Source organism: Pseudomonas sp. S36, from assembly GCF_016647875.1.
Taxonomy (GTDB): Bacteria; Pseudomonadota; Gammaproteobacteria; order Pseudomonadales; family Pseudomonadaceae; genus Aquipseudomonas; species Aquipseudomonas parafulva.
This window is the reverse complement of sequence record NZ_JACVVG010000038.1, coordinates 19,394-45,613: the sequence shown is the minus strand read 5'-3', so window position 1 is coordinate 45,613 and position 26,220 is coordinate 19,394. Positions and strand designations below refer to the sequence as shown.

The window sequence follows — 26,220 nt, the reverse complement described above, 5'->3', positions numbered from 1 at the left end:
CGCGCGGCGCATCGCGAGCTGCGCTCGCTCCTACGTTTGTTTCGGGCCAATCATGCCTGGGGCATTTGTGCGCGAACGCCTGTGCGCCCGCCATTATTCAAAGAGCGCATCCAGCGCCTGCTCCAGCCGGGTGACCGCAATGACCTGCAGCCCGGCTGGTGCCTCCTTGGGGGCATTGCCCTTGGGCACGATGGCACGCTTGAAGCCATGCTTGGCCGCCTCTTTCAGGCGCTCCTGCCCGCTGGGCACCGGCCGCACCTCGCCCGACAGGCCGATTTCACCGAATACCAGCAGGCCATGGGCCAACGGCCGGTTGCGCAGGCTGGACATTACCGCTGCCAGCAAGGCCAGGTCTGATGCGGTTTCCAGCACCTTGACCCCGCCGACCACGTTGAGGAACACGTCCTGGTCATGGGTCGGAATACCCCCATGCCGGTGCAGCACCGCCAGCAGCATGGCCAGGCGGTTCTGGTCCAACCCCAACGTGACCCGGCGCGGGTTGGCCAGGTGGCTGTCATCCACCAGCGCCTGCACTTCCACCAGCATCGGCCGCGTGCCCTCCCAGGTCGCCATCACCACACTGCCGGGTACTTCTTCCTGGGTGCGGTTGAGGAAAATCGCCGATGGGTTGGACACTTCCTTCAGGCCGCGGTCGGTCATGCCGAAAACGCCCAGTTCGTTGACCGCGCCAAAGCGGTTCTTAACCGCCCGCAACAGGCGCAGGCGGCCGTCGGACTCGCCCTCGAAATACAGCACCGTGTCGACCATGTGCTCCAGCACCCGCGGGCCTGCCAGCGAGCCTTCCTTGGTCACATGGCCCACCAGGAAAATGGCCGTGCCGCTCTGTTTAGCGTAACGCACCAGCAATGCAGTGCTTTCACGCACCTGGGCCACACCGCCCGGCGCCGACTGCAACTGCTCGGTAAAAATGGTCTGGATCGAGTCGATTACCATCACCCGCGGCTTTTCCTGGCGCGCCGTGGCAATGATGGTTTCGATGCAGGTTTCGGTCATGACCTTGAGCTTGTCCTGGGGCAGCCCCAGGCGCCGCGAGCGCATGGCCACCTGCTGCTGGGACTCTTCGCCGGTGACATACAGCGCAGGCATGCCCACCGCGATGTTGCACAAGGTCTGCAACAGGATGGTCGACTTGCCGATACCCGGGTCACCGCCAATCAGCACCACCGAGCCGTCCACCAGCCCGCCACCCAACACGCGGTCCAGTTCGGTACTGCTGGTGGTGAAGCGCGGGATCTCTTCGACGCTGACTTCGGCCAGGGTCTTGATCTGCGCCTGCTGCCCGGTCCAGCCTGCACGCCCGCTGCTTGGCGCTGCCGCACCACCGCTTTCGATCATGGTTTCGACCAGGGTGTTCCAGGCCCCGCATTCGCCACATTGCCCAGCCCATTTGGGGAAGGTCGCGCCGCACTCGGTGCAACCATACATGCGCTTGGCCTTGGCCATGGGGAGTGTCTCCGGGTAAAAAAGCCTGAATGATAACGTAGCGAACGTGCCCTGGCGGGCCTGGGATGCGACAAAACTATTCGTTGCGACAGTAGTCACTACCCCTGAATGCAGCGCATGAAGCGTTTAAGTGGCTTACACTGCGTTTACCTCACCATTTGTTACAAAGGAATAGATACATGGGCATGATCAGTGAGTTCAAGGCCTTCGCGGTCAAAGGCAACGTCGTCGACATGGCGGTCGGTATCATCATCGGCGCGGCCTTCGGCAAGATCGTCTCGTCCTTCGTTGGGGATGTGGTCATGCCGCCACTGGGGCTGTTGATCGGCGGTGTCGATTTCAGCGACCTGGCCATCACCCTGAAAGCTGCCCAGGGCGATATCCCGGCGGTGGTGCTGGCCTATGGCAAGTTCATCCAGACCGTCATCGACTTCGTGATTATCGCCTTCGCCATCTTCATGGGCGTGAAGGCCATCAACCGCCTCAAACGCGAAGAAGCGGTGGCGCCAAGCGTGCCGCCTGCTCCGTCGCCTGAGCAAACGCTGCTTACCGAAATCCGCGACCTGCTCAAAAACCGCCCCTGAGGCAGTACCCTGCGAGCGGCGCCCGCCGTTCGCAGGCAGTAATTACCAGTAGGTTTCCACCGCAACCTGGCCAGGGCGCTTGCTCAGGCTCAATTGCAGGTCACGCGCCTTGAGCACCTTGCGCGTCTCGTCGATCATCTCAGGGTTGCCGCACAGCATGATGCGCGAGTGCTCGGGTGACAGCGCCAACCCAGCTGCCCGCTCCAGCTCACCATTCTCGATCAGGGTAGTGATGCGCTCGTTCAGCGCGCCGGGGTGCTGCTCGCGGGTGACTACAGGAATGAACTGCAGTTTGCCGGCGTACTCCGCCAGGTAATCACGCTGTTCAAGGGTGTTGATTTCATCGACGTATGCCAGCTCTTTGGCCTCGCGTACGGAATACACCAGCTTGATGTTGTCGAAACGCTCCCAGGCTTCGAAGTCCTGCAGAATCGACATGAACGGCGCAATGCCTGTGCCGGTTGCCAACAGCCACAGGTCGCGCCCGCCGGTGAAGCGGTCAAGCGTCAGGAACCCGAATGCCTGGCGGTCTATCAACAGCGTGTCGCCTGCACCCAGGCGGCTCAGCTCGCTTGTGAATTCGCCACCGGGTACTACGATGGAGAAGAAGTCGAGGTACTCGTCGTGCGGCGCGCTGACCATCGAATAGGCTCGCCACACCACACTGCCATCGGCCTTGCTCACCCCCAGGCGGGCAAACTGACCCGAGCGGAAGCGAAAGCCCGCATCGCGCGTGACTCGCAGGCTGAACAGGTTCGGCGTCAACGGCTGAACATCGAGCAGGGTCTGACGAGTGAATTTCTCAGCGCTGGCGGTCATGTCGGGCTCCAAATACGGGGTCCATACAGTGTCGCGCAAAGTAGTCTGGATAAAAACCACTGCTTTGTGGGGCCTAGTGCCGTTCGCGGCACATTCCGTCACAGAAAAGCCCGCCTGCTATAGCCAAATGTACCAACGATGGGCTGAAACGTTTCCTACACTCAAACCGGCACCCATACGGATTGGGCTCCGATGCCCACTGGAGACTTCAGATGTTTCACTGGAAGCCAGAGCATCTTCACGCCTTTGTGAGCGAGCGCCACCCGCGGAAACTGTTCGATATCGCTGTGCACCTTACCCAGGATCTTGACTTCGACTACCTCGGCCTGAACCTGCGCATACAGATCGCCACGCAAACCCCGCATTTCTACCTCTATAGCAATTACCCGAGCGACTGGATCCTGTGCTATCAGGATGAAGACTTCTACAAGCAGGACAGCGCCAGCATCGCCAGCCACACCTCTACCACACCCGTACTGTGGACTGACGAACTCTACAAAGAAGCCCCTCATGTGCGCGAGGCGGCATGCCAGCATGGCCTTCGGCACGGCTGGACACAGTCACTTCACGACTTGCAGCACAACGAAAGCCAAATGAGCGTGGCCAGGCCCGCAGGCAGAATCGAAACGGCCGAACTGTACGACAAGGCGGGTAGCGTCCAGTGGATGTGCCACACCCTGCATGCGGTACTCTCCGAGCATCATCTGGATGCACTTTGCCCGCCTCAACCGAAAATGAGCGAGCGGGAGCTTGAGGTATTGAAGTGGTCCGCCGCGGGCAAAACCGCCGCCGACGTGGCCTGCATCCTGTCCCTGTCGCAAAGCACGGTCAATTTTCACATTCGCAGCGTGATCACCAAAACCAACGCGGCCAACAAGGCTGGCGCCGTGGCCATTGCTGCCCTGCGCGGCTGGATCTGACGTTCGAGCCTGCGACCTTCGGCAAAGCGCTGTAGAATCGCCCGGCAAAGCCCGCGGCGAACCGCAACGGGCAGATTCGTACCCGAGCCAGACGCCATGCCCCTGTTGACCACCCCTTTTGCTGCCCTCGACCTGATCCGCCAGCCCGAGCAGGCCAACGACCCGCTGCAGGCGTTCGACGCCGCCGACGAATACCTGCTTGAGCAGTTGCACCAGCAGGTGCCCCAGGCTGGCTGGCGAGTGCTGGTGCTCAATGACAGTTTCGGCGCCCTGGCGGCCAGCCTGGCCGGCCATGTGCAGGTGGTCAGCAGTGGCGATTCACACCTGGCACACCTCGCATTGGGCAAAAACCTGGTGCGCCGTGGCTTGTCATTCGACAGCGTGCCGTTCATACCGGCCAGCGAGCATTGGCAAGGTGAATTCGACCGCGTGTTGATCCGTGTCCCCAAGACCCTGGCATTGCTTGAAGAGCAGCTGATTCGCCTGCAAGGCCACCTCGCCCCTGGTGCGCAGGTAATGGCCGGCGCCATGGTCAAGCACCTGCCGCGTGCAGCCGGCGAGCTGATGGAAAAATACATCGGCCCGGTACAGGCCTCACTGGCGCAGAAAAAAGCCCGGCTGCTGACGGCAACCCCCGCGCAGCAACCGCTCGCCTGCTCACCGTACCCCAGCCGTTACCGCCTGGAGGCACCGGCGCTGGAGCTGGTCAACCATGCCAACGTGTTTTGCCGAGAGGGGCTGGATATCGGCACCCGGGCATTCTTGCCTCACCTGCCTGGGAACCTGGGCAGCGCCCGGGTAGCAGACCTGGGGTGTGGCAATGGGGTGCTGGCCATTGCCAGCGCCATGGCCAACCCGGACGCGCACTACATCTTGGTCGATGAGTCCTACATGGCCGTACAGTCCGCGCAAGAAAACTGGCAGTCAGCCCTGGGCGAGCGCCCGGCCACGTTCCTGGCGGGCGATGGCCTGGCAGGTGTCGAGAAGCAATCCCTGGACGTTGTGCTGTGCAACCCACCGTTTCACCAGCAACAAGTGGTGGGTGATTTCCTCGCCTGGCGCATGTTCCAGCAGGCCCGCGAAGCGCTGGTAGTGGGTGGCGCGCTGTACATCGTGGGTAACCGCCACCTGGGCTACCACAGCAAGCTTGCCCGCCTGTTCCGCGGTGTGGAACAGGTGGCGGCAACGCCCAAGTTCGTCGTGCTCAAGGCGCGCAAATAAAGGTGCCGGGGCTGCCTGGCAGCCCCGGCAGCGCTCAGTGGGTGGTCAACCCGGCTGCGCTCATGAACAGCCGCATCACCCAGGCCGCCACACCCAGTGCCGCCACGCTCATCGCCCAGATGAGCAGCAGCCAGCCCAGGCGCTGCCACAAGGGTTTCTTCTGCTCCGCACCCTGGTTACTGGTCATTTTTCAGCCTCCTAGTGATAGCCCTGATCGTGAGTCACCTTGCCGCGGAACACGTAGTAGCTCCAGAAGGTGTAACCCAGGATGAAAGGCAGGATGAACAAGGTGCCGACCAGCATGAAGCCTTGGCTCTGCGGCGGCGCGGCGGCCTCCCAGATGGAGATGGACGGCGGGATGATGTTCGGCCACAGGCTGATGCCCAGGCCGCTGTAGCCAAGGAAGATCAACACCAGGGTCAGCAGGAACGGCGCGTAATTCGCGCTGCGCGCCACTGCCTTGAACAGCCCGTAGAAGGTCACCAGCACGAGTACCGGTACCGGCATGAACCAGATCAGGTTGGGCATGCTGAACCAGCGCTCGGCGATCTGTGGATAGGCCACAGGTGTCCACAGGCTGACGATGCCGATCACCGCCAGCAGCACCAGGGCCAACGGGCGGCCAAGGTTGTGCATCTGCTCCTGCAGCGGCCCTTCGGTCTTCATGATCAGCCAGGTGCAGCCCAGCAGCGAGTACGCCACGATCAGCCCCAGGCCACAGAACAGGCTGAAGGGTGTCAGCCAGTCCAGCGTACCGCCGGCGAAGTGGCGGTCCACCACCTTGAAACCTTCAATGAAGGCACCCAGCGCTACCCCCTGGAAGAACGTGGCCACCAGCGAGCCGCCGATGAAAGCCTTGTCCCACAGATGCCGGCGCTGGGCGCTGGCCTTGAAGCGGAACTCGAACGCCACGCCGCGGAAAATCAGGCCGATCAGCATCAGCATCAACGGCAGGTACAGGGCTTCGAGGACCACGGCGTACGCCATCGGGAAGGCACCGAACAACCCGGCACCTCCCAGTACCAGCCAGGTTTCATTACCGTCCCACACGGGGGCAACGGTGTTCATCATCACGTCCCGGTCACGCTCACCTTTGACGAAAGGGAAGAGCATGCCGATGCCGAGGTCAAAGCCGTCCATCACCACGTACATCATCACGCCGAAGATGATGATGACAGCCCAGATCAGTGGAAGATCGATACCCATGGCTCAGTTCCCCTTGCTCAGGTCTGCAGTGGCAGCATCGCTGCTGTCGTCGGCGGCGGACAATGGCCGTGCTGGCGTACGTTGCTGGCCTGGCCCACCCGGGCGCGGCTGGTCCCCTTCACCGGTATGCGGCCCTTTGCGCACCAGGCGCATCATGTAGGCAAAGCCGGTGCCGAACAGGGCGAAGTACACCACCACGAAGGCCACCAGGGTGAAGCCCAGCTGGGTATAGCTGTGGTTGGACACACCGTCGGCGGTGCGCATGACCCCATACACCACCCAGGGCTGGCGACCGATTTCGGTGGTGAACCAGCCGGCAAGAATCGCCAGCAACCCAGACGGCCCCATCCAGGTGACGAAATGCAGGAACGGGCGCGAGGTGTACAGCTTGCCACCCTTGCGCAGCCACAGGCTCCACAGGCCGGCCGCAATCATGAGCATGCCGAGCGCCACCATGATGCGGAACGACCAGAAGATGATGGTGGAGTTGGGCCGGTCCTCGGGCGGGAATTCCTTCATCGCCGGTACCTGCTGGTCCAGGCTGTGGGTGAGGATGAGGCTGCCGAGTACGGGTATCTCGAGCTTGAAGCGGGTGGTTTCAGCCTGCATGTCAGGGATGCCGAACAGGATCAACGGCGTTGCCTCGCCCGGCTTGTTCTCCCAGTGGCCTTCGATGGCGGCAATTTTTACCGGCTGGTGCTTGAGCGTGTTCAGGCCGTGGAAGTCGCCGATCAGCGCCTGCACGGGCGCCACGATCAGGGCCATCCACATGGCCATCGACAGCATCTTGCGCACCGAGGGGTTGTCGCGCCCGCGCAGCAGGTGCCAGGCCGCCGACGCACCGACGAAGAAGGCGGTGGCGACAAAGGCTGCCGTGGCCATGTGCATCAGGCGGAACGGGAACGAAGGGTTGAAGATGATCGCCAGCCAGTCCACCGGTATGACGCGGCCATCGATGATTTCGTGGCCCTGGGGGGTCTGCATCCAGCTGTTGGAGGCCAGGATCCAGAATGTGGACACCAGCGTACCGAGCGCCACCATGCAGGTGGCGAAAAAGTGCAGGCCACGCCCTACCCGGTTCCAGCCAAACAGCATTACGCCCAGAAAGCCTGCTTCAAGGAAGAACGCGGTCAGGACTTCGTAGGTGAGCAACGGCCCGGTGACCGAACCTGCGAACTCGGAGAACCGGCTCCAGTTGGTGCCGAACTGGTAGGCCATGACCAGGCCAGACACTACCCCCATGCCGAAGTTGACAGCAAAGATCTTCGACCAGAAGTGATAGAGGTCCCGGTAGACCTGTTTGTCGGTCTTCAGCCAAAGGCCTTCGAGCACGGCCAGGTAGCTTGCCAGGCCAATGGTGATGGCCGGGAACAGGATGTGAAAGGATACGGTAAACGCGAACTGGATCCGGGCGAGATCCAGAGCCTCTAGACCGAACATAATGCTTCCTCTTCAGGTAATCCGGCGATCGGGCCGGTGGCACCGTCGCCCCACTGCCCCCACGTAGTCGAGTACGGCGCGTTGGAATTGTTCTGTTCGATGTGCAGGGATTACGGCCAGAAGGCCGAACCGTTGCGGGATCGTTACGATTGCAACGATTGACCCAGATCAACGATATGCCTGCAAGCATAGCCCCGAAAGGCCCAACTGGCCGTGTGGTGGTTTGCCGCGTGACCGGTTGCCCCACCCCGGTTCCCAATGCGGCGTAAAAATGCCCGGGCGTGCAAACAGCAACCATTTGTTACAAACAGATGATAGGCTGCAGGCTTCCCCACGCGCCGAGGCCAAGGGTTCCGATGTCTGATTCTGCGCCGCAGTTGTTGCGCCATCACCGCCCTTTTCTGGCCTTCTGGCTGGCCAGGGTGTTTACCGCCAGCGGTTTCCAGATGCTCACCGTGGCCATTGGCTGGCACCTCTACCAGTTAACGGGCAACGTGTTGGACCTGGGGCTGGTGGGCCTGGTGGAGTTCGCACCCCGGGTACTGTTCATGTTGCACACCGGCCATGTGGCCGACCGTTATGACCGGCGCAAGGTGGCGGCCCTTTGCCAGAGCCTGCAGGGGCTGATCGCCCTGGCCCTGGCGGTGGGCAGCGCTACCGACCATGTCACCCGCGAACTGATCTTCGCCCTGGCCTTCCTGCTGGGGGCCACCCGCTCGTTCGAGATGCCCGCCACACAGGCCTTGCTGCCCAACGTTGTACCGGCCGGGTTGTTCCCACGGGCCGTGGCAGCCTCGGCATCGGCAACCCAGTCGGCAACCATCGTGGCGCCTGCCGTGGGCGGTTTTCTCTATGCCTTTGGCAGCATTTGGGTTTACGGGCCAACGGTCGCCCTGTATGCCATCGCCTGCGTGCTGACCCTGAGCCTGCAGGCCCGTGGGCAGGTGGCCCAGCGCGGGCGCGCCAGCCTTGAGTCGTTGCTGGCAGGCATCCGCTTCATCCGCAGCCGGCCAGACATCCTCGGCGCCATTTCGCTGGACCTGTTCGCCGTGCTGTTGGGCGGGGCAACGGCACTGCTGCCGGTGTTCGCCAAGGACATCCTGCTGACCGGGCCAATGGGCCTGGGGCTGCTGCGCTCAGCGCCAGCGGTGGGCGCCTTGCTGATGTCGGTGTGGCTGGCCCGCTTCCCGTTCGAGCGCAAGGTGGGGCGGACCATGTTCACGGCGGTGGGCGTGTTCGGCGTGGCCACCATCGCGTTCGGCCTGTCCACCTCGTTCTGGTTCTCGCTGGCGGTGCTGGTGGTGCTTGGGGCTGCCGACATGATCAGCATGGTGATCCGCGGGGCGTTCGTGCAGTTGGAGACGCCGGACGAGATGCGCGGACGTGTCAGCGCAGTCAATGGGCTGTTCATCGGTGCCTCGAATCAGCTCGGCGAGTTCGAATCCGGGGTCACCGCGCACTGGTTTGGCACAGTGCCTGCCGTGGTGCTCGGGGGTGTGGGCACCCTGGTGGTGACGGGGGTGTGGATAAAACTGTTCCCGACACTGGCCAAGCGGGATCGCTTGCACGAGGGCTGAAGGGTTGGCCTGGTCCGGCCCCATCGCGGGCACACGCCGTGCTAAACCCTTTCCCCAACGGCCATAGGCCCCCGCCTGGCATGCTGGTATGATGCGCGGCTTTTTTCCACCCCACGCAAAACCACGGCAACCGGTACGGTCTGTGCTTTGCTGATGGGGTCGATACATTCATGGCGCCGGGGGCGCCTCGGGGAGCGGGCATGCTGGAAAGGCTGTTTCAACTAAAAGCACACAACACCAATGTGCGCACCGAGATACTGGCGGGCGTCACCACCTTCCTGGCCATGGCCTACATCCTGTTCGTCAACCCGAGCATCCTCGGCGAGACCGGCATGGACAAGGGTGCGCTGTTCGTCGCCACCTGCCTGGCGGCCGCCATCGGCTCCACCACCATGGGCCTGATCGCCAACTACCCGATCGCCCTGGCGCCGGGCATGGGCCTGAACGCCTTCTTCACCTACACCGTGGTGCTGCACATGGGCCACACCTGGCAGGTAGCCCTGGGCGCGGTGTTCCTGTCGGCGGTGATGTTCTTCCTGTTGTCGATCTTTCGCATCCGCGAGTGGATCGTCAACAGCATTCCGCTGCCCCTGCGCTCAGCCATCGCTGCGGGCATCGGGCTGTTCCTGGCACTGATCGCCCTGCATAACGCGGGGATTGTGGTGGATAACCCAGCCACGCTGGTGGGCCTGGGTGACTTGCGCCAGCCCGCGCCGATTCTGGCCACCCTCGGTTTCTTCCTGATCGTGGGGCTGGAGGCGCTGAAGGTGCGCGGCGCGGTGCTGATCGGCATCCTGGCGGTTACCGTGGCAGCCATTGCAATGGGCGTCACACCCTTTGGCGGGATCGTCTCCATGCCGCCTTCGCTGGCCCCTACCTTCCTGCAGCTGGACATCGCCGGCGCCCTGGACGTGGGGCTGGTGAGCGTGATCTTCGCCTTCCTGTTCGTCGACCTGTTCGATAATTCCGGCACCCTGATCGGCGTGGCCAAGCGCGCCGGGCTGATGGGCAAGGATGGGCACATGCCGAAGATGGGCCGCGCCCTGATCGCCGACAGCACCGCCGCCATGGCCGGTTCGTTGCTGGGCACTTCCACCACCACCAGCTACATCGAATCTGCCGCTGGCGTGAGCGCAGGTGGCCGCACCGGCCTGACGGCCATCGTGGTCGCCGTGCTGTTCCTGCTGGCGCTGTTCTTCGCCCCGCTGGCCGGCAGCGTACCGGCCTTCGCCACGGCGCCGGCCCTGCTGTTCGTTGCCGTGCTGATGGCCTCGGGCCTGGCAGAAATCAACTGGGATGACGTTACCGAAGCCGCGCCGGTGGTGGTCACCGCCCTGGCCATGCCGCTGACCTACTCGATTGCCAATGGGATCGCCTTCGGCTTCATCGCCTGGACAGCCATCAAGCTGATCAGTGGCCGCCACCGCGACCTGAATGCGGCGCTGGTCATCCTTTCCATTCTGTTCGTCATCAAGCTGGGCTGGTTCAACGCATGAGTGCCGCTTTCGACCCCTCCTCCTACGCCAGCCAGCTGGACGCCAAGGTAGCCCGGCTGCGCGAGCTGCTGGCGCCTTTCAGCGCGCCGGAGCCTGCCGTTTTCGATTCACCGCGCGAGCACTACCGCCTGCGCGCCGAGTTCCGCCTGTGGCGCGAGGACGGCCAGCGCCACTACGCCATGTTTGCGCCCGGGGACAAGCACAAGGCGATTCTGATTGACGATTTCCCAATCGCCAGCCGCCCCATCAATGCCCTGATGCCTCGGCTGAAGGCTGCGTGGCAGGGCAACGAGGCACTGGGCAACCGCCTGTTCCAGGTCGAGTTCCTGACCACGCTGGCCGGCGACGCGATGATCACGTTGTGCTACCACCGCCCGCTGGACGCTGTCTGGGAAGTGGCCGCCCGGCAGCTTGCCGATGAGTTGGGCGTCAGCATCATCGGCCGCTCCAAGGGCAAGCGCCTGGTCATCGGCCGCGACTACGCGGTGGAGGAGCTCGATGTGGCGGGCCGGCTGTTCAGCTATCGCCAGCCCGAGGGGGCCTTCACCCAACCCAATGGCGCGGTGAACCAGAAGATGCTCGGCTGGGCGTTCGACGCCATGGGCGAACGTGAGGACGACCTGCTGGAGCTGTATTGCGGCAACGGCAACTTTACCCTGCCGCTGGCCACCCGCGCCCGCCAGGTGCTGGCGACCGAAATCAGCAAGACGTCGGTGAATGCCGCGCTGAGCAACCTGGACGAAAACGCTGTGGACAACGTGCGCCTGGTGCGGCTGTCGGCAGAGGAACTGACCCAGGCATTGAACGGCGTGCGGCCGTTCCGCCGGCTGGAAGGCATCGACCTGGGCAGCTACAGGTTCGGCACCGTGTTCGTCGATCCGCCGCGTGCCGGCATGGACCCGGACACTTGCGAGCTCACCCGGCGCTTCGAGCGCATCCTGTACATCTCCTGCAACCCGGAAACCCTGGCGCAAAACATCGCCCAGTTGCACGATACGCACCGGATCGAACGCTGTGCGTTGTTCGACCAGTTCCCCTACACCCACCACATGGAAAGCGGCGTATTGCTGGTTCGGCGCTGATCCCTCAGCCGGTTGGGCCGTTGCGGCCCACCGGCCCTGTCAGGAGCCCGTGAAGATGGACCAGTTGGCCGCCATGCACACCTTTCGCCGGGTCGTCGACCTCGGCAGCTTCAGCGCCGCTGCCAGCTGTACAGGCCAGTCCCACACCGTACTCTCACGCCAGGTGAAGCAGCTGGAGCGCCAACTGGGCACACAACTGCTTGCCCGCACCACCCGCCGCCTGCACCTGACCGAAGCGGGCACACTTTTTTATCGCCACTGCGTCTCTATCCTTGAGCAGGTCCAAGCGATGACGCTTGAGCTCTCCGAGCATCAGCAGCAACCCACAGGCACCCTGCGCCTGAGTGTGCCAACCGCCTTCGGCGAGCTGGAACTGGGGCGCTGGCTGGCTGACTTTGTGGAACGCCACCCATGCCTGCAGGTGGAGCTCAATTGCAGCGATCGCTTTATCGACATGCTCGAAGATGAAGTCGATGTGTGCCTGCGGATCACCGATCAGTTGCCGGACTCCAGCCTGGTGGCTCGCCGGCTGGCGCCCAGCGAGGTAATGCTGGTCGCGGCCCCCAGTTACCTCAAACGCCATGGTGCGCCCAGCTCACCGGGCACGCTGAGTAGCCATGCACTGCTCGGCTACAGCAACCTTGCGCACCCTCAGCGGTTGCAGCTCACCCGCGCGGATGGCGAGCAACACGACATCGTCATGCCCAGGCGCCTGAGTGCCAACTCACCGATGGCCCTGCGCGCTGCTGCAATTGGCGGGTTGGGCATTGCCAGTTTCGACCGCTTCATTGTGCATGATGCGCTGCTCGACGGGCGTCTGGTGCCAGTACTTGAAGGCTGGAAGTTGCCCGCGCGCAACCTTTACGCGGTCTACCCGCAAAGCCGCTACCTGGCACCCAAGGTGCGGGCGCTGCTGGATTATGTGCAGGCTTATTACGCCCAACCCCGGTGGCAATCTTGATCTGTGCAAAATAAGCACAGGTCTTGGCCATGCAGGGCCGTATCTGTGTGAATGGCGTTACTTTAGCCTTGGCTGCAGGGTTATCCAGCAGAGGAATTCACATGAAGGCATTGCGCACAATAGTCGCGGGCATGGCGCTCGCAACCCTGGCAACAGGCATCAATGCGGCAGAAAAAACCGTGTCAGTACCCGACAGCAGCGCCCTTGCATGGCAAGCGGTGCCCAATACCCAGGGCGCCGTCAGTTACGCGAACGTAGAGGGCGATATCTTTGGCACCGGGCCTTATTCGGCCTATGTCAGGTTCAGAAAAGGGACCGACAATGGCCTGCACCAGCACAGCCAGGCGCTGCCGACAGTTGTGCTGCACGGCACGTTTTACGCAGTGATCGATGGCCAACGCAGCGAATTCCCGGCGGGGTCGTACTACAAGCTACCGGCGGACCTGGTACACGAAAGCGGGTGCACCGCGGCCGCCGATTGCCTGCTCTTCCAGTACCAGGCCGATGCGTTCGACCTGAAGCCTGTAAACAGCTGATTACCAGGCTGCTTGAGGGGCCACTCCGTCAAGGCATTGCCTTGGCCTGGACGGAGCGAGCGCCCCTTCACTTAGAAGTCGAAGAACACCGTCTCCCCTTCCCCCTGAATACGGATATCGAAGCGATAGGCCGTCTTCCCGTCCACTTCGCAGCGCTTGGCAATCAGGGTTTCTCGCCGCTGGGGCTGCTCGATCAGGTTGAGCACCGGGCATTTGGCGTTGGCCTCGGCCTCATCGTCGAAATACAGGCGGGTGTGCAGGTGGATGTTGATGCCGCGGGCAAACAGGCTGAGGTTGATGTGCGGCGCCATCGGCACACCTGCGGCATTGTTTACCACGCCCGGTTTGACAGTGTGCGCCGTCCATTCGCCAGCGTCGAAGGTGGTGGCGGTGCGCCCGAAGCTGTTGAAGGCGTTCTCCAGGTTATAGGCGTCCTGGTAGTCGCCGTTGGCATCGGCTTGCCACAGCTCCAGGAACGAATCGCGCACCAGGTGGCCGTTGCCGTCGTACACGTGGCCGATCAGCACGATGTGTTCGCCGGCAGCCTCAGGCTTGGCGAGGCGGTTCCAAATTTCCTGGTCACGGGTGGGGTTGCCGGCCGCTTCCAGGGCCAGGCCGATGTGCACGTAGGGGCCGGCCGTTTGCGAAGGGGTTTCCGGCAGCAGTTCGATTGGCATGGCGGGGTCCTCAGCAGTTTTCGAAGTGGGTCTTGCGCTGGCCACGCAGCACGATGTCGAAGCGGTACGCCAGGCAATCCATCGGGTTGGCGTTGCTCATGTCGAGTTTGGCGATCAACTGTTGCACGGCTTGCGGGTTGGCGATGGACTTCACGATCGGGCACATCGGGATCAGCGGGTCGCCCTCGAAATACAGCTGGGTGATCAGCTTGGTCGCGATCGAAGGCCCGCTGATGGCGAAGTGAATGTGCGCCGGGCGCCAGTCGTTCGGGCCATTGCGCCAGGGGTACGGGCCAGGCTTGATGGTGCGGAAGCTGTAGTAACCGTCGCGGTCGGTGAGGCAGCGGCCTACACCCCCGAAGTTGGGGTCGAGCGGCGCCAGGTAGCGGTCATTCTTGTGGCGGTAGCGGCCGCCGGCGTTGGCCTGCCACATTTCGACCAGGGTGTTTGGCACAGGCTTGCCATACTGGTCGACAATGCGACCGGCAACGATGATGCGCTCCCCAATCGGCAAGCCGCCGTTGTTGAAGTTCAGCAGCAGGTCGTGGTCATGGGCGCCAAAGCCCAGGTGGGAGAAATCAGGGCCGGTGGTTTCACTGATCGACTGTGGGATGCTGACCAAGGCCTGGCGCGGTGAGCGCGCGATCGAGGTCTTGTAGTCAGGCGTCAGGGCCTTGGGGTGCCAGTTGCGATCACGGATCACGAAGCGGCTGTTGTCCTGAGCGGGCATGCCGGTTTCCTCTCTTGGAATTATGGAACGCCTGGGTGGGGCAGGCGGACTTACAGTTTCAGGCAGCATGGATGCAATGAATATTGAATTCATGCCGAAGAGGCTTAACCAAATGGTTATGCATGACAGAAGCGCCTGACACCTGTCGGTGCAGTGGACTAATCTTTATCTTCTTGTTTCAGGCTCTGGAGAGCATTCATGGAATGGCGAAAAGGCCGACGTAGCGACAATGTGGTCGACGCCCGGGGCTCAGGTGGCGGCGGGATGCGGTTTGGTGGCGGCAAAGGGCTGGGGCTCGGCGCCATCCTGCTGATCGTGGGCATCGGCTGGCTGACCGGCCAGGACCCGTTGCAGATCCTGGGCCAACTGACCGGCCAGATGCAGCAGCAAGCACCCACCGCCACTTCTGGCAAGGCGCCACCTGCCAACGATCAGCAGGCCGAGTTCGTCGCGTCCATCCTGGGCGATACCGAGGACACCTGGCAGGCGCTGTTCGCGCAGGCCGGCAAACAGTACCGCAACCCCAAACTGGTGCTGTTCAGCGGCCAGGTCAATTCGGCCTGTGGCTTTGCCTCGGCGGCGGTCGGGCCGTTCTATTGCCCGGCAGACCAGCGCGTTTACCTGGACATGTCGTTCTTCCGTGAGATGGAAACACGCTTTGCCGCCGCAGGCGACTTTGCCCAGGCCTACGTGATCGCCCACGAGATTGGCCACCACGTGCAGACCTTGCTGGGGGTGTCGGCCAAGGTGGATGCCGCCCGTCGCAGCGGCCAGCGCATGGAAGGCGACAACGGCCTGCTGGTGCGCCAGGAATTGCAGGCCGACTGCCTGGCCGGTGTGTGGGCCTACCAGGCGCAGAAGCGCCTGAACTGGCTGGAACCGGGTGATGTGGAGGAGGCCCTGAACGCGGCCAATGCCATTGGCGATGACCGGTTGCAGCAACAGGGCCAGGGCCGCGTGGTACCAGACTCGTTCACCCACGGCACGTCGGCGCAGCGGGTGCGTTGGTTCAAGGCCGGCTTCGCCCAGGGCGAAGTAGACAGCTGCGATACCTTCAGCGCCCGCAACCTTTGAGATTTCCGGGGCCGCCAAACGGCCCCTTTACCCCGCGCCTGTTACGGTTTTGCTGAAAAAGCGTTTCAGCTTCCCCTTCCGCTGCCGATACACCCAGCACGATTCAGCGGGCATCCAGAACAACAACGCCTCGCGAACGAAGATCAAGAGAGCGAAAACAACTTCTGGAGTGCGTGCATGAACAGCTGGTTTGCCAACATCAGCGTCAACCTGAAACTTGGCCTGGGCTTCGGCCTGGTGCTTATCCTGACCGGCGTGCTGGCCCTCACTGGCTGGACCAGCCTGGGCAGCCTGATCGACCGCAGCAACTGGATGAGCGATATCAGCCAGCTGAACAAGGACCTGACCGACCTGCGCATCGCGCGGCTGCAATACATGATCGCCAACGGTGACGACGCAGCAGCGGCCAATACCCAGGCTAAGCTCGATACATTCAGCAAGCAGCAGGCCTACCTGGCGCATACCTTCAAGAGCCCTGAAAACGTGAAGTTGCTGGGCGAGCTGGGCGAAACCATCAGCGCCTACAAAGTCTCGCTGGCCAAGATGCGCCAGGGCTACGACGCTGGCCGCACTGCCCGCGCCGCCATGGACAACGCCTCCGCCCAGGCCGACAAGGCCATGGACGCATTGAGCCAGGCCGTGATGGCACGCGCCGAGGGCGACAGCGTGCGCCTGGCCCAACAGCAACTGATCAGCAAGACCCGCCAGCAGCTGTTGCAGGTGCGCATCGACGTGCGCGGCTACATTGCCGATAACACCGCACAAAACGAACAGGCTGCATTGCGTCAGCTGGACGCTGCACTGGCCGAGGTGGACACCCTCAAGCGGGAATTGCCTGGCCAGGAGGCCACCTTGCAGCCGCTGGAGCGCGCCGTGTTGGCGTTCCGTGACGCTGCGCGCCAGTTCCGCGACGCCGTCGCCACCATCAACGTCGCCCGGGCAGAAATGACGGTAGAAGGTGCCGACATCGTCAAGACCAGCGATGCGCTGTACAAGATCCAGCTGGAGCGTCGCGACATCGAAAGCAGCCAGGCCCGCACCCTGCAGGCCGTGGCTACGTTGCTGGCGCTGCTGGTCGGTGTGCTGGCGGCCGTGCTGATCACCCGCCAGATCACTCGCCCGTTGCAGGACACCCTGGTGGCCGTGGAGCGGATTGCCAGCGGCGACCTTACCGAGCAGCTGCGGGTTACCCGCCGCGATGAACTGGGTGTGCTGCAGCAAGGCATCGCACGCATGGGTACCACCCTGCGCGAGCTGATCGGCGGGATTCGTGATGGCGTCACGCAAATTGCCAGCGCGGCCGAAGAGCTGTCGGCAGTGACCGAGCAGACCAGCGCAGGGGCCAACAGCCAGAAGGTCGAGACCGACCAGGTGGCCACCGCCATGCACGAGATGGCTGCCACCGTTCAGGAAGTGGCGCGCAATGCCGAACAGGCGTCGCACGCCGCCACGGGGGCCGATGGCGAAGCCCGTGCCGGTGACCGCGTGGTCGGTGAAGCGATTGGCCAGATCGAGCGCCTGGCCGAAGACATGCACCGGTCCACAGAGGCCATGAACCTGCTGCAGCAGGAAAGCCAGAAAATCGGCAGTGTGATGGACGTGATCAAGTCGGTTGCCGAACAGACCAACCTGCTGGCGCTGAACGCAGCCATCGAGGCGGCACGTGCCGGCGAGGCAGGCCGTGGTTTTGCCGTGGTCGCCGACGAGGTGCGCGGCCTGGCCCAGCGTACGCAGAAATCCACCGAAGAAATCGAAGAGCTCATCGCCAGCCTGCAGCACGGCACCCAGCAGGTGGCCAATGCCATGCAGGGCAGCCGCTCGCTGACCGACAGCAGCGTGGAACTGGCGCGCAAGGCAGGGTCGTCGCTTGAGAGCATCACCAGCACGGTGTCGAGCATTCAGTCGATGAACCAGCAGATTGCAGCGGCCGCAGAGCAGCAAAGTGCGGTGGCGGAAGAGATCAGCCGCAGCATCCTGAATGTGCGCGATGTGTCGGAGCAGACGGCGGCAGCCAGCGATGAGACAGCCGCGTCCAGCGTGGAGCTGGCGCGGCTTGGCGGGGAGTTGCAGATGTTGGTGAGCCGGTTCAGGGTGTGATCGGGCGTGGCGTGGGGTTACTTGACCAGTAGGCCCACGCCGCGGCCGCGGGGGTCGGAGGCGGTTTCAAGCGTGGCGCCGTTTACCCGGATCGCCTGGATGTCGCCCATCTCCCAGCCTTGGTCCTCAAGCACGTACCCCATCTGCTTCAGGTCATCGGCCACCTGGCCGGTCAACGGGGCATAGCTGTCGTAGTAGATCGTGTCCTTGGGCAGCAACTGGTGATGCACGCGCTGCGCGGCCACTGCCTTCTCCAGCGGCATGTTGTAGTCGTACAGGTTGTTCATCACCTGGAAGATCGAGGTAAAGATCCGCGAACCGCCCGGCGTGCCGATCACCAGTTCCACCTTCCCGTCGCGGGTCATCAGGCTGGGGCTCATCGACGACAGCATGCGCTTGCCGGGGGCAATGGCATTGGCATCGCCGCCTACCACGCCGAACGCGTTGGCCGCACCGGGCTTGGCGCTGAAGTCGTCCATTTCATCATTGAGCAGGAAGCCTGCACCTTTGACCACGACGCCACTGCCGTAGTCCAGGTTGAGGGTGTAGGTGTTGCTGACGGCGTTGCCCTGCTTGTCGACGATGGAAAAATGCGTGGTCTGGTGCGGCTCGAGGCCGGGCTTGACCTGCGCCGTATCAGAAATGGCCTTCGGGTTGACCTGGGCGGCGCGTTTGGCCAGGTAGGCCTTGGCGACCAGCTTGTCCACAGGCACCTGGGTGAAGGCCGGGTCGCCCAGGTAATCGGCACGGTCGGCGAACACCCGCTTCTCGATTTCGGCCAGCAGGTGGATGTACTGCGCGGAGTTGTGCGCCACGCCTTTGAAATCGGCGGCACGGTCCTCCTTGATGCCCAACAGCTGCGCCAGGGCGACCCCGCCAGAGCTGGGCGGCGGCGCGGTATACACCACGTTGCCGCGCCAGCTCACGGCCATCGGTTCACGCCAGACAGCCTTGTAGTCCTGCAGGTCCTGCTTGGTGATGAGCCCTTTGTCGGCCTGCATCTGCGCCACCAGCAGGTCTGCGGTCTTGCCTTGGTAGAACTCGCTTACACCCTTGTCGGCTATGCGTTCCAGGGTTTGTGCCATTTCGGGTTGCTTGAACAGCTCACCAACCTTCATGTTGCCGAAATAGTCGTTGAAGTTGGTGGCGGTCTTGAACATGCCTTGGGCGTCGTTGCGGTACTGGTACTGTTTTTCCGCCACCTTGAAACCATTTTTGGCATAGCCGATGGCCGGGGTCAGCAGCTCGCTCCAGGGCAATTTGCCAAACTTGTGGTGTGCCTCCCACAGGCCCATCACCGTCCCCGGCACACCCGCTGCGCGGGCGCCGACCAGGCTCAGGTTCTCGATGACTTCGCCCTTGTCATCCAGGTACATGTTGCGTGTGGCCGCCCGCGGGGCGACTTCACGGTAATCGAGGAAGTAAGGCTTGCCGTCGACGAACAGGGTCATGAAGCCGCCCCCGCCGATGTTGCCGGCTTCCGGGTAGGTGACGGCCAGGGTGAAGGCGGTAGCCACCGCAGCATCCACCGCATTGCCGCCTTTCTTCAGGATGTCGGCGGCCACCTTTGCACCGTACTCATCGGGAGCAGCGACGGCGCCGCCTTCCAACGCAACGGCATGCACCGAAGAGCAGCTGAGGATCGCGGCGGCCAGGGCCAGGTACTGGAACGGGACAATACGCATGACACTTCCTTGGTGTTGGTTTTTGTCGAGTTGTCAGTAAGGCCGAAGGGCCGCCGCTGTGCAATCGGCACCCGGCAGTTTCGCCGTCGGCGGGCAGGCCATGTCGTGATCAGGCAACTGGGCTGGCGTACCTTTCCAGTTTGCGCTGGATGAAATCAAGGAAACACTGGATGCGCAGGGCCAGCTGGGTATTGCGGTAGTAGACGGCATGGATGGGCTGGCGATAGCCGTTGTTGGCGTCTGCCAGCAATACCTGCAGGCGCCCGGCGCGGATGTCGTCGTGGGTCATGAAATGCGAGAGGCAGACGATGCCCTCCCCTGCCAAGGCCAGCTGGCGCAGGGTTTCGCCGCTGGAGGCCGTCAGCGCCGGGCGAATACCCCACTGCTCCCCCTGGGCATGGCGCAGGGGCCAACGGTTGAGTGATTCGGGTTGGCTGAAGCCCAGCAGGCTGTGGCTGGGCAGGTCCTCGACCCGCATCGGCACCCCCTGCCGGGCGAGGTAAGCAGGGCTGGCCAGCACCTGTACCGGGCTGCTGCCCAGGCTACGGGCATGTAGGCTGGAGTCGGCCAGCTCACCGATACGTATCGCCACATCCGTGCTGTGCTCCAGCAGGTCGATGATCAGGTCGTCCGTGTTCAGCTCCAGCTCGATGCCAGGGTAGTGCTGACGAAACTCGCCAACCCACGGGACGATGGCATGCAGCATGAAAGGCGCCGCCGCATTGATGCGCAGACGCCCAGTGGGCATCTGGCGGTTGATCGCCAGGTGTTCTTCCATGTCGTCCATCTGCTGCAGTACCTGCCGCGCCCGCTCTAGAAAGAAGCGCCCCTCTTCGGTGAGGTCCATGCGCCGTGTGGTTCGGTTCACCAGCGTGGTGCCCAGCTTGGCCTCAAGGCGTGACAGGGTCCGGCTGACCGCCGAGGGGGTCTGGCCGATCTGTTCGGCGGCGGCGGAAAGGGAGCCGCAGTCGATGACAGCGACGAACACCTGGAGCTCTTCGGATCGGGTTTTCACATTCAGGCCTGCGGCAGGTAGCTGCCGGGATTAGATCGCCTTGCCGAACACCTTGTCCAGATGCGCCAGGTAACCTGCCAGCGCAACCGGTACATCCGGGCGCTTGATCACGTCAACGGCCAGGTAGGTGGGCAGGCCCGTCATGCCAAGAAACTGGTTGGCCTTGTGGAAGGGGAAGTACACCCCATCGACACCCTTGCCTTCGAAGAAATCGTCTTCGGCATCGAACGCCTGCTGCGGTGCGTTCCAGGTAAGCGACAGCATGTACTGCTTGCCTTGCAACAGGCCACCACTGCCATACTTGCGTGAGGTGTCCGAGCGGCTGCGGCCATCGTTGGCGTACAGGCTGCCATGGCCTTCCGTGAACACGTCGTCGATGTACTTTTTCACCGTCCAGGGCGCGCCCATCCACCAACCTGGCATCTGGTAGATGATGACATCGGCCCAGAGAAACTTCTCTACCTCGGCCGGTACGTCGTAACCGCCGTCGATGAAGGTCTGCTGCACCGCGAACCCGGCATGGTCCAGATGGGCCAGGGCTGCATCATGAAGGGTCTGGTTGAGCTGACCGTGAGAATGGGCGAACTGTTTGCCGCCGTTGAGCAAAAGGATGTGCTTCATGCTGGGCCTCTGATAGCCGGCGACCGGCTCAGTGAAAAGTTGAGGCCGCAGGTTATAGGCCGTGGGATGCAGCAAACAGCCTCATTGCCGCACAATACATGTGACCCTAAAGCACGAATCCAGGTTTTATTATTGCTCTAACATTGCCCTTCCCTCACACGAGCGACTCTTCATGACCGAGCAATACGCATTCATCCTCAAGGCCAAGACGCGGCCGGAAATGGCCGATGCTTTCGAAAACCTGTTCAGGCCCTTTGTGGAGCCCAGCCGCCGGGAGCCTGGCTGCATCGAGTACCACATGCTGCGCGACCAGCAGGACCCGACCCTGTTCGTATTCTTCGAAGTATGGGCTGACAAAGCAGCGCTGGATGTGCACGCCGCGCTGCCCCACATGACCGCATTCGCTGAGCGGCGCATGGACTACCTGGCGCAGGATTTCGAGTTCCAGCGGGTAGACATGCTTAGCCCATCGTCTGCTAGCCGTTGAGCAACAGATGGCCGCCCAGCATGGCCAGGCCAATGAAGAAGCACCGCTTGAACAGCACTGGGCTGATACGCTGACGCAGCCATTGCCCGGCGAGCATGCCCAGCAACGCCGGCGCCAGCATCAGCAGTGAGGCACCCAGGGCCTGACCGCCAAGTGCATCCTGGCCGGCTAGGCCCATGGCCAATGCCAGGGTGGAAACCGTGAAGGACAAGCCCAATGCCTGGATCATCTGCTCACGGCACAGGCCCAGGCTTTGCAGGTACGGCACCGCCGGCATCACGAACACCCCGGTAGCGGCCGTGACCACCCCGGTGATCAGCCCGCATATAGGCCCCAGCCAGCGCTCCCGGGAAGGTGCCAGGCTGAAGCCCGGCCCGGCCAACCCGTAAAGGGCGTACACCAGCAAGGCCGCGCCCAGGGCATGCACGGCCCAGGGGCCGCTGTCGATGCCCAGCCAGGCGCTGCCCAGCAGGGTGCCAATGAAGGTCATTGCCAGCAGGGGCCACAAACGCACGAGCAACGTGCGCAGATGCCCACCACTGGCCAGCTGCCAGAGATTGGTCAGGGTCGAAGGCACGATAAGTAGGGCCGCTGCCTGCGCAGGGGGCATAGCCAGGCCCAGCAACCCCATTGCCACCGTCGGCAAGCCCAGGCCGATCACGCCTTTCACTGCGCCAGCCATGAGAAAGGTCAGCACCACCAGTAACGAAAGGGCTGGGCCGATACCCTGGTAAAACGCGAGGAATGTATTCATGGGTTGATGATGGCGGATGCCTGACCGTGTGAACATCTGCCATATACTCACCCAGACTATTGCGTGGACAGAGCCACATGCATTTCGAGCTGGTTGATCTCAAGCTGTTTCAACACACCCTGGAATGTGGAAACATCACCGCGGGCGCCGGCCGGAGCCATCTGTCGCTACCCGCAGCCAGCGCGCGCATCCGCGCCATGGAGGCTTCGCTGGGTGTGCCGCTGCTGCAGCGCAACCGCCGGGGCGTTGTGCCAACGGCGGCCGGCCAGGCTTTGTTGCAGCACGCCCGGCTGATCGGCCAGCAGGTGGAGCGCCTCCAGTTCGACCTGGCGCAGTACGCCCAAGGGCAACAGGGCCAGGTGCGCTTGCTGTGCAACACCGCAGCCCTTACCGAATACCTGCCGGAACTGCTGGCCAGCTACCTGGCAACCCACCCCGGGGTGAGCGTGGATGTGCAGGAGATGCCGAGTTTGCGCATTGTGCAATCCATCACCCAGGGCATTGCCGACCTGGGCGTGGTCTCAAGTGCCGCCCCGGTGGAGCACCTGCAGACGCGGCCCTTTCGCGACGATCCACTGGTGCTGGTAACGCCCCCGGGCCACCCGCTGGCCCGGATGCCGTCACCCAGCTTTATCGACAGCCTGGCCTACGGCTATGTCGGCCTGGGGCCTGCCAGCGCCCTGGCGTTGTACCTCGAAGAATTGGCCCTGCGTGCCGGCCTGCGCATGCAGGTACGGGTAAGGGCCGAGGGGTTTGACGGGGTAATCCGCATGGTTGCTGGCGGGGCGGGAGTCGGCGTTGTGCCACTGGCGGCGGTACAGCGCTGGCAGGGCTTGCTGCCATTGCATTGGGCTGGCTTACAGGAACCCTGGGCCAACCGCCGGTTGCTGTTGTGCGCACGGGATTTTGCAGCGTTGCCAGGGTATGCGGCGGGGTTGGTGGCGTTGATAGGGAAAAGCCCTTTTTAGCGGATGATGAAATAGCCTATGACCAACCATAAAAAGGCAACGATTTCCAGCCAGGACGCAATCAGTATTCGAGACCTCAGCCGGGGCGGGAAATTTTTTATCTTTGTTGGGTTTACCAGCCCTAACTGGATATGAAGGGATGTTAGACCGATGAAAAATGGGCAGCAGTAGTAAGACTAACTTCAAGATGGTGGCCACGCCGCCTCATCAATCAATTCAACTATTAATTCTCCTGCGGCCCGCACATAGCAGGCTTTTCTCTGCTCCCAAGTGGAAACGCAGGCTGAATTAATTCAACCTGCCCAACTTGATCACTGCACACACAAATACGAGCCAAGAAAAGCCGACTGTATTCAACCAAAATGCCACCCGCAGCCGCTTTCTCAAATGTAATGGAACGCCCATCACCTCAGACTCATTCACCACTCCAATACGGCAGTTGAATTTTGTAAAAACAACAGCGCCTGCTACGGTGCATGCGATGAACCAACGCGCCCGTATACTGGTATCCCCCATAACCCCCCTGATGCCTGCGACATACATGTTATTTCTAAAAGCCTCGTTCAGCACCTTAAAATCGCGGGACCAGATCACAGAGGCATTCACTGTCATCCCGAGGATCATGACCAAAAAAGGTGAGACCACGAAAGCAAGCTGCGCTTTCAATGGCCATGTATCAACGTCAATCATTGCTCCACCTGAATAGCATCTGACCGCCCTCTTCACCTATTAATTCGCCGATCCAGCTACCTAAATAAGATGCTGCAACAACCCCAAAAATACCCATCAAGTTTCCTCATCCCTACAGTATTCAACTTGGCTGCATAGAGGTCAGCGTTGTGTGATTGGTAGCGGTACAGCGCTGGCAGGGGCCGCAGTATTAGCATTTTGACGCCCCACAGAACCCCTAGACCAGACGCTAATTATTGCGGGGCGCACGGGAGTTTTCAGCGTCCTCTGGAGACGCGGCTGGGACACGACTCCCCTCATTTAATTAAAAAATACGCCGCCATCAACCAGCAGCCCGCGACCATTTCCAGCCTTGACGCTAATAATATTCTAGACTTTAGCACTGGCGGGAATCTGCTGATCTCGCTTTGGTCAAGCAGCCCCCATTTAACTTGAAGCGATGCTGATTCCAGCAAACCAGCCACTGCACCCAGCAAGAGAAACCGGCACTTTATCTGCTTCATTCCCCAAGCCACTTTCACTGCTTCCAAATAACGATTACTCTTGATACTTGACATCGCGATATCAAAATCTTTCGATAACGCAATGCGGCACGTTATTGCCAACCCAGTCACGGCAATTAAAAAGGGGGTTAGTAGAAATATGAGTTTTGTAGCGACTGGCCAGGTTTCAAAGCCCATCTTGAACCCCTTCGTACAACATGTCAGCAGTCGCTTCGCCTAACTGGTCGCCCGCCATGCCCCCTGCGAGCCCACTCGCGCCAGCTACCGCTATGCCGCATACTGGCAAGGCAACACCTTTGCTCGCTGCCACTAACAAGCCACAAAGGATGCCACCCGTTAAACTGCCCAGTTTTCCCATAACGCTTGCCCCAATCACTCCACCCGTGAAGCGTCCGGTCTCAGTCACTCGAATTTTCTTGCACGCTTCGGTTTCTCCAGCCCTGCAAACCTCTTGAATTTTCAAATACGAAGCCCCTCCACCTATCCCAATTCCTGCATACCCGCCCGCCTTAAGGTACTTGCTAAGCCGCGCCACCTTATCCAAGTGCGTCGCATAACCGGGTATCTGCCCCGGCCCGCCAGCTTTGGACCAGTGATGAACCAGGCTTTTGGTGGAGATATTCAGGCGCTTCTTCAGGCGCTCATAGTTACCCAAGTTCAGTTGTTTATTTAGCAACGCGGCCTTCAATTGCCCGTCCAACTGCTGCAAAAGGCGCCGCCGCTCAGCAAAAAAGCCTGGGCTGTTCAAATGGCCATGGCGGAGAAACTCCTGCTGATGCAACTGTTCGATCGCCGACAGGGTCCCGCTTACTTGTTTCAGCCCCTGGTTGAGCATATCCGTGCCCACGCCCATGGCCTGGCTGGCGTTTTCGAGTAACCCTGCAATCTCTGCCTGGTGCTCCATCATGAAATCGGCTTCGGCCATGTCGAGCGCTTGCAGTCCGCGCCTGGCGTGCTGCGCGGCGGCCATCAGCTGCCCTTCCTCGCGGGTGCAGGCATGGCCGTTGTCCGGGTCGCCGATGACGAACATTTCCCCAGCCTTGAAGCCCTGTGCATAAGTGGGGTTGAGCCATTTCAAGCGAGAGATGGGCAAGGTGGCATCGTGTTCAGCGAGCTGCAGCAAGACCTGCGCAAACGACATGCGCCGGGGAACCAGATAGAACCCCGGATCAAGGGTGCCGGGCAGCGCGCTGACAAGGGTTCGGGAAAACCCGTCCCCCCGGAAAACAGTCGCTGGCTCAGCCAAGGCAGTTGGCCCACCCGCAGTACCGGGCTGGCTGCTCGGCGGCCCCTCGTAGAGCGGTGCGACGACCCGGTTGCTGCCAGGTGAGCAACCGCAGATCACCAATGAACCATCCGTGGCGACAGGCTGGCCATCGGAGATGAAGCTTTCAGCCCCTTCGGCCACCACGCCTGCTTGCCCGCAAACCGGGCACGCCGTGGTCGGGTCGCCGACGCGTAGCACGTTGCGCGAGTTGTCCAGGTAACCCGTGCCGGTGGCAATACAAACGGCACCGGTAGTGGTGACGTCGCCATCTACTGCCTGGCCCCTGCCTTCAATGTTCACGCGCATCGCGCAGCTCCCTGCCCTTGGTTTAGGCCAAAAAACCTAA

Annotated in this window: 26 protein-coding genes; 12 read left to right on the top strand and 14 right to left on the bottom strand. The window is 62.1% G+C overall.

The window, feature by feature from the left end; genetic code table 11:
• Positions 1-93: 93 nt before the first annotated feature.
• Positions 94-1,464, bottom strand: coding sequence for a DNA repair protein RadA (gene radA, locus IAE36_RS18655; RefSeq protein ID WP_028633319.1), 1,371 nt, complete (start codon positions 1,462-1,464; stop codon positions 94-96).
• Between the two features lie 179 nt (positions 1,465-1,643).
• Between radA and mscL the strand changes: the two genes are divergently transcribed.
• Entirely contained in the window at positions 1,644-2,048 is a 405-nt protein-coding gene (gene mscL / locus IAE36_RS18650; protein WP_060483036.1) for a large-conductance mechanosensitive channel protein MscL, read from the top strand.
• A gap of 42 nt (positions 2,049-2,090) precedes the next feature.
• Here the strand turns inward: mscL and IAE36_RS18645 are convergent, their stop codons facing one another.
• Positions 2,091-2,867, bottom strand: coding sequence for a ferredoxin--NADP reductase (locus IAE36_RS18645; protein WP_201213971.1), 777 nt, complete (start codon positions 2,865-2,867; stop codon positions 2,091-2,093).
• A gap of 212 nt (positions 2,868-3,079) precedes the next feature.
• Between IAE36_RS18645 and IAE36_RS18640 the strand changes: the two genes are divergently transcribed.
• Together IAE36_RS18640 and IAE36_RS18635 are read left to right on the top strand one after the other, a co-directional pair.
• Positions 3,080-3,787 (top strand): autoinducer binding domain-containing protein, encoded by a 708-nt coding sequence (locus tag IAE36_RS18640; protein ID WP_028633322.1) that lies wholly within the window; start codon positions 3,080-3,082, stop codon positions 3,785-3,787.
• 96 nt (positions 3,788-3,883) lie between these two features.
• Complete coding sequence (locus tag IAE36_RS18635) at positions 3,884-5,008, top strand: methyltransferase (protein ID WP_201213970.1); 1,125 nt, start codon at positions 3,884-3,886, stop codon at positions 5,006-5,008.
• Between the two features lie 34 nt (positions 5,009-5,042).
• On the opposite strand, the gene IAE36_RS18630 is transcribed toward IAE36_RS18635, so the two are convergent.
• From IAE36_RS18630 to IAE36_RS18620, 3 genes are read right to left on the bottom strand one after another with little or no spacing between them, the layout of a single operon-like run.
• Positions 5,043-5,195: a DUF2474 domain-containing protein gene (locus IAE36_RS18630; RefSeq protein ID WP_033727993.1), complete on the bottom strand. Its 153-nt coding sequence runs from the start codon at positions 5,193-5,195 to the stop codon at positions 5,043-5,045.
• An 11-nt stretch (positions 5,196-5,206) separates the two neighbouring features.
• Complete coding sequence (cydB, locus tag IAE36_RS18625; RefSeq protein WP_028633324.1) at positions 5,207-6,214, bottom strand: cytochrome d ubiquinol oxidase subunit II; 1,008 nt, start codon at positions 6,212-6,214, stop codon at positions 5,207-5,209.
• 3 nt (positions 6,215-6,217) lie between these two features.
• Positions 6,218-7,654 (bottom strand): cytochrome ubiquinol oxidase subunit I, encoded by a 1,437-nt coding sequence (locus IAE36_RS18620; RefSeq protein ID WP_028633325.1) that lies wholly within the window; start codon positions 7,652-7,654, stop codon positions 6,218-6,220.
• Positions 7,655-8,010: 356 nt separating this feature from the next.
• On the opposite strand from IAE36_RS18620, the gene IAE36_RS18615 reads away from it, so the two are divergent.
• The 5 genes from IAE36_RS18615 to IAE36_RS18595 all read left to right on the top strand — a co-directional run bounded on the left by IAE36_RS18615 (position 8,011) and on the right by IAE36_RS18595 (position 13,306).
• Entirely contained in the window at positions 8,011-9,231 is a 1,221-nt protein-coding gene (locus IAE36_RS18615) for an MFS transporter (RefSeq protein WP_060483031.1), read from the top strand.
• Positions 9,232-9,431: 200 nt separating this feature from the next.
• Positions 9,432-10,727: an NCS2 family permease gene (locus tag IAE36_RS18610; protein WP_028633327.1), complete on the top strand. Its 1,296-nt coding sequence runs from the start codon at positions 9,432-9,434 to the stop codon at positions 10,725-10,727.
• Positions 10,724-11,809 (top strand): tRNA (uridine(54)-C5)-methyltransferase TrmA, encoded by a 1,086-nt coding sequence (gene trmA / locus IAE36_RS18605; RefSeq protein ID WP_028633328.1) that lies wholly within the window; start codon positions 10,724-10,726, stop codon positions 11,807-11,809. The genes IAE36_RS18610 and trmA overlap by 4 nt, the downstream gene beginning before the upstream one ends.
• Before the next feature lie 55 nt (positions 11,810-11,864).
• On the top strand, positions 11,865-12,770 hold the full coding sequence (locus IAE36_RS18600) for a LysR family transcriptional regulator (protein WP_201213967.1): 906 nt from the start codon (positions 11,865-11,867) through the stop codon (positions 12,768-12,770).
• A 101-nt stretch (positions 12,771-12,871) separates the two neighbouring features.
• The gene (locus IAE36_RS18595) at positions 12,872-13,306 is read left to right on the top strand and encodes a cupin domain-containing protein (RefSeq protein WP_201213972.1); all 435 of its coding nucleotides are present in this window, start codon (positions 12,872-12,874) and stop codon (positions 13,304-13,306) included.
• Between the two features lie 71 nt (positions 13,307-13,377).
• Here IAE36_RS18595 and pcaG read toward each other — a convergent pair whose 3' ends face one another.
• Both pcaG and pcaH read right to left on the bottom strand, forming a co-directional pair.
• Positions 13,378-13,983 (bottom strand): protocatechuate 3,4-dioxygenase subunit alpha, encoded by a 606-nt coding sequence (gene pcaG / locus IAE36_RS18590; protein ID WP_201164559.1) that lies wholly within the window; start codon positions 13,981-13,983, stop codon positions 13,378-13,380.
• 10 nt (positions 13,984-13,993) lie between these two features.
• The gene (gene pcaH / locus IAE36_RS18585; RefSeq protein WP_024087742.1) at positions 13,994-14,713 is read right to left on the bottom strand and encodes a protocatechuate 3,4-dioxygenase subunit beta; all 720 of its coding nucleotides are present in this window, start codon (positions 14,711-14,713) and stop codon (positions 13,994-13,996) included.
• 198 nt (positions 14,714-14,911) lie between these two features.
• Here pcaH and ypfJ point away from each other — a divergent pair, with 198 nt between their 5' ends.
• Together ypfJ and IAE36_RS18575 are read left to right on the top strand one after the other, a co-directional pair.
• Positions 14,912-15,787 (top strand): KPN_02809 family neutral zinc metallopeptidase, encoded by an 876-nt coding sequence (gene ypfJ / locus IAE36_RS18580; RefSeq protein WP_201213965.1) that lies wholly within the window; start codon positions 14,912-14,914, stop codon positions 15,785-15,787.
• Between the two features lie 177 nt (positions 15,788-15,964).
• Positions 15,965-17,884, top strand: coding sequence for a HAMP domain-containing methyl-accepting chemotaxis protein (locus tag IAE36_RS18575; protein WP_201213963.1), 1,920 nt, complete (start codon positions 15,965-15,967; stop codon positions 17,882-17,884).
• 17 nt (positions 17,885-17,901) lie between these two features.
• Here the strand turns inward: IAE36_RS18575 and ggt are convergent, their stop codons facing one another.
• The 3 genes from ggt to IAE36_RS18560 form a co-directional block, all read right to left on the bottom strand.
• On the bottom strand, positions 17,902-19,569 hold the full coding sequence (gene ggt / locus IAE36_RS18570) for a gamma-glutamyltransferase (protein WP_201213961.1): 1,668 nt from the start codon (positions 19,567-19,569) through the stop codon (positions 17,902-17,904).
• Between the two features lie 109 nt (positions 19,570-19,678).
• Positions 19,679-20,584 carry a LysR substrate-binding domain-containing protein gene (locus IAE36_RS18565; RefSeq protein ID WP_201213959.1) on the bottom strand — a complete coding sequence of 302 codons (906 nt, stop codon included), beginning with the start codon at positions 20,582-20,584 and terminating at the stop codon, positions 19,679-19,681.
• A gap of 30 nt (positions 20,585-20,614) precedes the next feature.
• The gene (locus IAE36_RS18560) at positions 20,615-21,205 is read right to left on the bottom strand and encodes an NAD(P)H-dependent oxidoreductase (protein WP_201213957.1); all 591 of its coding nucleotides are present in this window, start codon (positions 21,203-21,205) and stop codon (positions 20,615-20,617) included.
• Positions 21,206-21,377: 172 nt separating this feature from the next.
• On the opposite strand from IAE36_RS18560, the gene IAE36_RS18555 reads away from it, so the two are divergent.
• On the top strand, positions 21,378-21,692 hold the full coding sequence (locus tag IAE36_RS18555; RefSeq protein ID WP_028633337.1) for a putative quinol monooxygenase: 315 nt from the start codon (positions 21,378-21,380) through the stop codon (positions 21,690-21,692).
• Here the strand turns inward: IAE36_RS18555 and IAE36_RS18550 are convergent.
• Complete coding sequence (locus IAE36_RS18550) at positions 21,682-22,446, bottom strand: sulfite exporter TauE/SafE family protein (RefSeq protein WP_201213955.1); 765 nt, start codon at positions 22,444-22,446, stop codon at positions 21,682-21,684. The two genes, IAE36_RS18555 and IAE36_RS18550, sit on opposite strands and share 11 nt — an antisense overlap.
• A gap of 77 nt (positions 22,447-22,523) precedes the next feature.
• Between IAE36_RS18550 and IAE36_RS18545 the strand changes: the two genes are divergently transcribed.
• A complete protein-coding gene (locus tag IAE36_RS18545; RefSeq protein WP_201213953.1) occupies positions 22,524-23,414 on the top strand; it encodes a LysR family transcriptional regulator in 891 nt (296 codons plus the stop codon).
• Between the two features lie 288 nt (positions 23,415-23,702).
• On the opposite strand, the gene IAE36_RS18540 is transcribed toward IAE36_RS18545, so the two are convergent.
• The 3 genes from IAE36_RS18540 to IAE36_RS18530 form a co-directional block, all read right to left on the bottom strand.
• On the bottom strand, positions 23,703-24,104 hold the full coding sequence (locus IAE36_RS18540; protein ID WP_201213951.1) for a hypothetical protein: 402 nt from the start codon (positions 24,102-24,104) through the stop codon (positions 23,703-23,705).
• Positions 24,105-24,400: 296 nt separating this feature from the next.
• Positions 24,401-24,784 (bottom strand): hypothetical protein, encoded by a 384-nt coding sequence (locus IAE36_RS18535; protein ID WP_201213949.1) that lies wholly within the window; start codon positions 24,782-24,784, stop codon positions 24,401-24,403.
• Complete coding sequence (locus IAE36_RS18530; protein ID WP_201213947.1) at positions 24,774-26,180, bottom strand: PAAR domain-containing protein; 1,407 nt, start codon at positions 26,178-26,180, stop codon at positions 24,774-24,776. The genes IAE36_RS18535 and IAE36_RS18530 overlap by 11 nt, the downstream gene beginning before the upstream one ends.
• Positions 26,181-26,220 lie beyond the last annotated feature (40 nt).

What these genes read in the sequence shown, in the direction of transcription:
- radA (WP_028633319.1), bottom strand. Translation starts at nt 1,464, where the DNA reads ATGGCCAAGGCCAAGCGCATGTATGGTTGCACCGAGTGCGGCGCGACC.
- mscL (WP_060483036.1), top strand. Translation starts at nt 1,644, where the DNA reads ATGGGCATGATCAGTGAGTTCAAGGCCTTCGCGGTCAAAGGCAACGTC.
- IAE36_RS18645 (WP_201213971.1), bottom strand. Translation starts at nt 2,867, where the DNA reads ATGACCGCCAGCGCTGAGAAATTCACTCGTCAGACCCTGCTCGATGTT.
- IAE36_RS18640 (WP_028633322.1), top strand. Translation starts at nt 3,080, where the DNA reads ATGTTTCACTGGAAGCCAGAGCATCTTCACGCCTTTGTGAGCGAGCGC.
- IAE36_RS18635 (WP_201213970.1), top strand. Translation starts at nt 3,884, where the DNA reads ATGCCCCTGTTGACCACCCCTTTTGCTGCCCTCGACCTGATCCGCCAG.
- IAE36_RS18630 (WP_033727993.1), bottom strand. Translation starts at nt 5,195, where the DNA reads ATGACCAGTAACCAGGGTGCGGAGCAGAAGAAACCCTTGTGGCAGCGC.
- cydB (WP_028633324.1), bottom strand. Translation starts at nt 6,214, where the DNA reads ATGGGTATCGATCTTCCACTGATCTGGGCTGTCATCATCATCTTCGGC.
- IAE36_RS18620 (WP_028633325.1), bottom strand. Translation starts at nt 7,654, where the DNA reads ATGTTCGGTCTAGAGGCTCTGGATCTCGCCCGGATCCAGTTCGCGTTT.
- IAE36_RS18615 (WP_060483031.1), top strand. Translation starts at nt 8,011, where the DNA reads ATGTCTGATTCTGCGCCGCAGTTGTTGCGCCATCACCGCCCTTTTCTG.
- IAE36_RS18610 (WP_028633327.1), top strand. Translation starts at nt 9,432, where the DNA reads ATGCTGGAAAGGCTGTTTCAACTAAAAGCACACAACACCAATGTGCGC.
- trmA (WP_028633328.1), top strand. Translation starts at nt 10,724, where the DNA reads ATGAGTGCCGCTTTCGACCCCTCCTCCTACGCCAGCCAGCTGGACGCC.
- IAE36_RS18600 (WP_201213967.1), top strand. Translation starts at nt 11,865, where the DNA reads ATGGACCAGTTGGCCGCCATGCACACCTTTCGCCGGGTCGTCGACCTC.
- IAE36_RS18595 (WP_201213972.1), top strand. Translation starts at nt 12,872, where the DNA reads ATGAAGGCATTGCGCACAATAGTCGCGGGCATGGCGCTCGCAACCCTG.
- pcaG (WP_201164559.1), bottom strand. Translation starts at nt 13,983, where the DNA reads ATGCCAATCGAACTGCTGCCGGAAACCCCTTCGCAAACGGCCGGCCCC.
- pcaH (WP_024087742.1), bottom strand. Translation starts at nt 14,713, where the DNA reads ATGCCCGCTCAGGACAACAGCCGCTTCGTGATCCGTGATCGCAACTGG.
- ypfJ (WP_201213965.1), top strand. Translation starts at nt 14,912, where the DNA reads ATGGAATGGCGAAAAGGCCGACGTAGCGACAATGTGGTCGACGCCCGG.
- IAE36_RS18575 (WP_201213963.1), top strand. Translation starts at nt 15,965, where the DNA reads ATGAACAGCTGGTTTGCCAACATCAGCGTCAACCTGAAACTTGGCCTG.
- ggt (WP_201213961.1), bottom strand. Translation starts at nt 19,569, where the DNA reads ATGCGTATTGTCCCGTTCCAGTACCTGGCCCTGGCCGCCGCGATCCTC.
- IAE36_RS18560 (WP_201213957.1), bottom strand. Translation starts at nt 21,205, where the DNA reads ATGAAGCACATCCTTTTGCTCAACGGCGGCAAACAGTTCGCCCATTCT.
- IAE36_RS18555 (WP_028633337.1), top strand. Translation starts at nt 21,378, where the DNA reads ATGACCGAGCAATACGCATTCATCCTCAAGGCCAAGACGCGGCCGGAA.
- IAE36_RS18550 (WP_201213955.1), bottom strand. Translation starts at nt 22,446, where the DNA reads ATGAATACATTCCTCGCGTTTTACCAGGGTATCGGCCCAGCCCTTTCG.
- IAE36_RS18545 (WP_201213953.1), top strand. Translation starts at nt 22,524, where the DNA reads ATGCATTTCGAGCTGGTTGATCTCAAGCTGTTTCAACACACCCTGGAA.
- IAE36_RS18540 (WP_201213951.1), bottom strand. Translation starts at nt 24,104, where the DNA reads ATGATTGACGTTGATACATGGCCATTGAAAGCGCAGCTTGCTTTCGTG.
- IAE36_RS18535 (WP_201213949.1), bottom strand. Translation starts at nt 24,784, where the DNA reads ATGGGCTTTGAAACCTGGCCAGTCGCTACAAAACTCATATTTCTACTA.
- IAE36_RS18530 (WP_201213947.1), bottom strand. Translation starts at nt 26,180, where the DNA reads ATGCGCGTGAACATTGAAGGCAGGGGCCAGGCAGTAGATGGCGACGTC.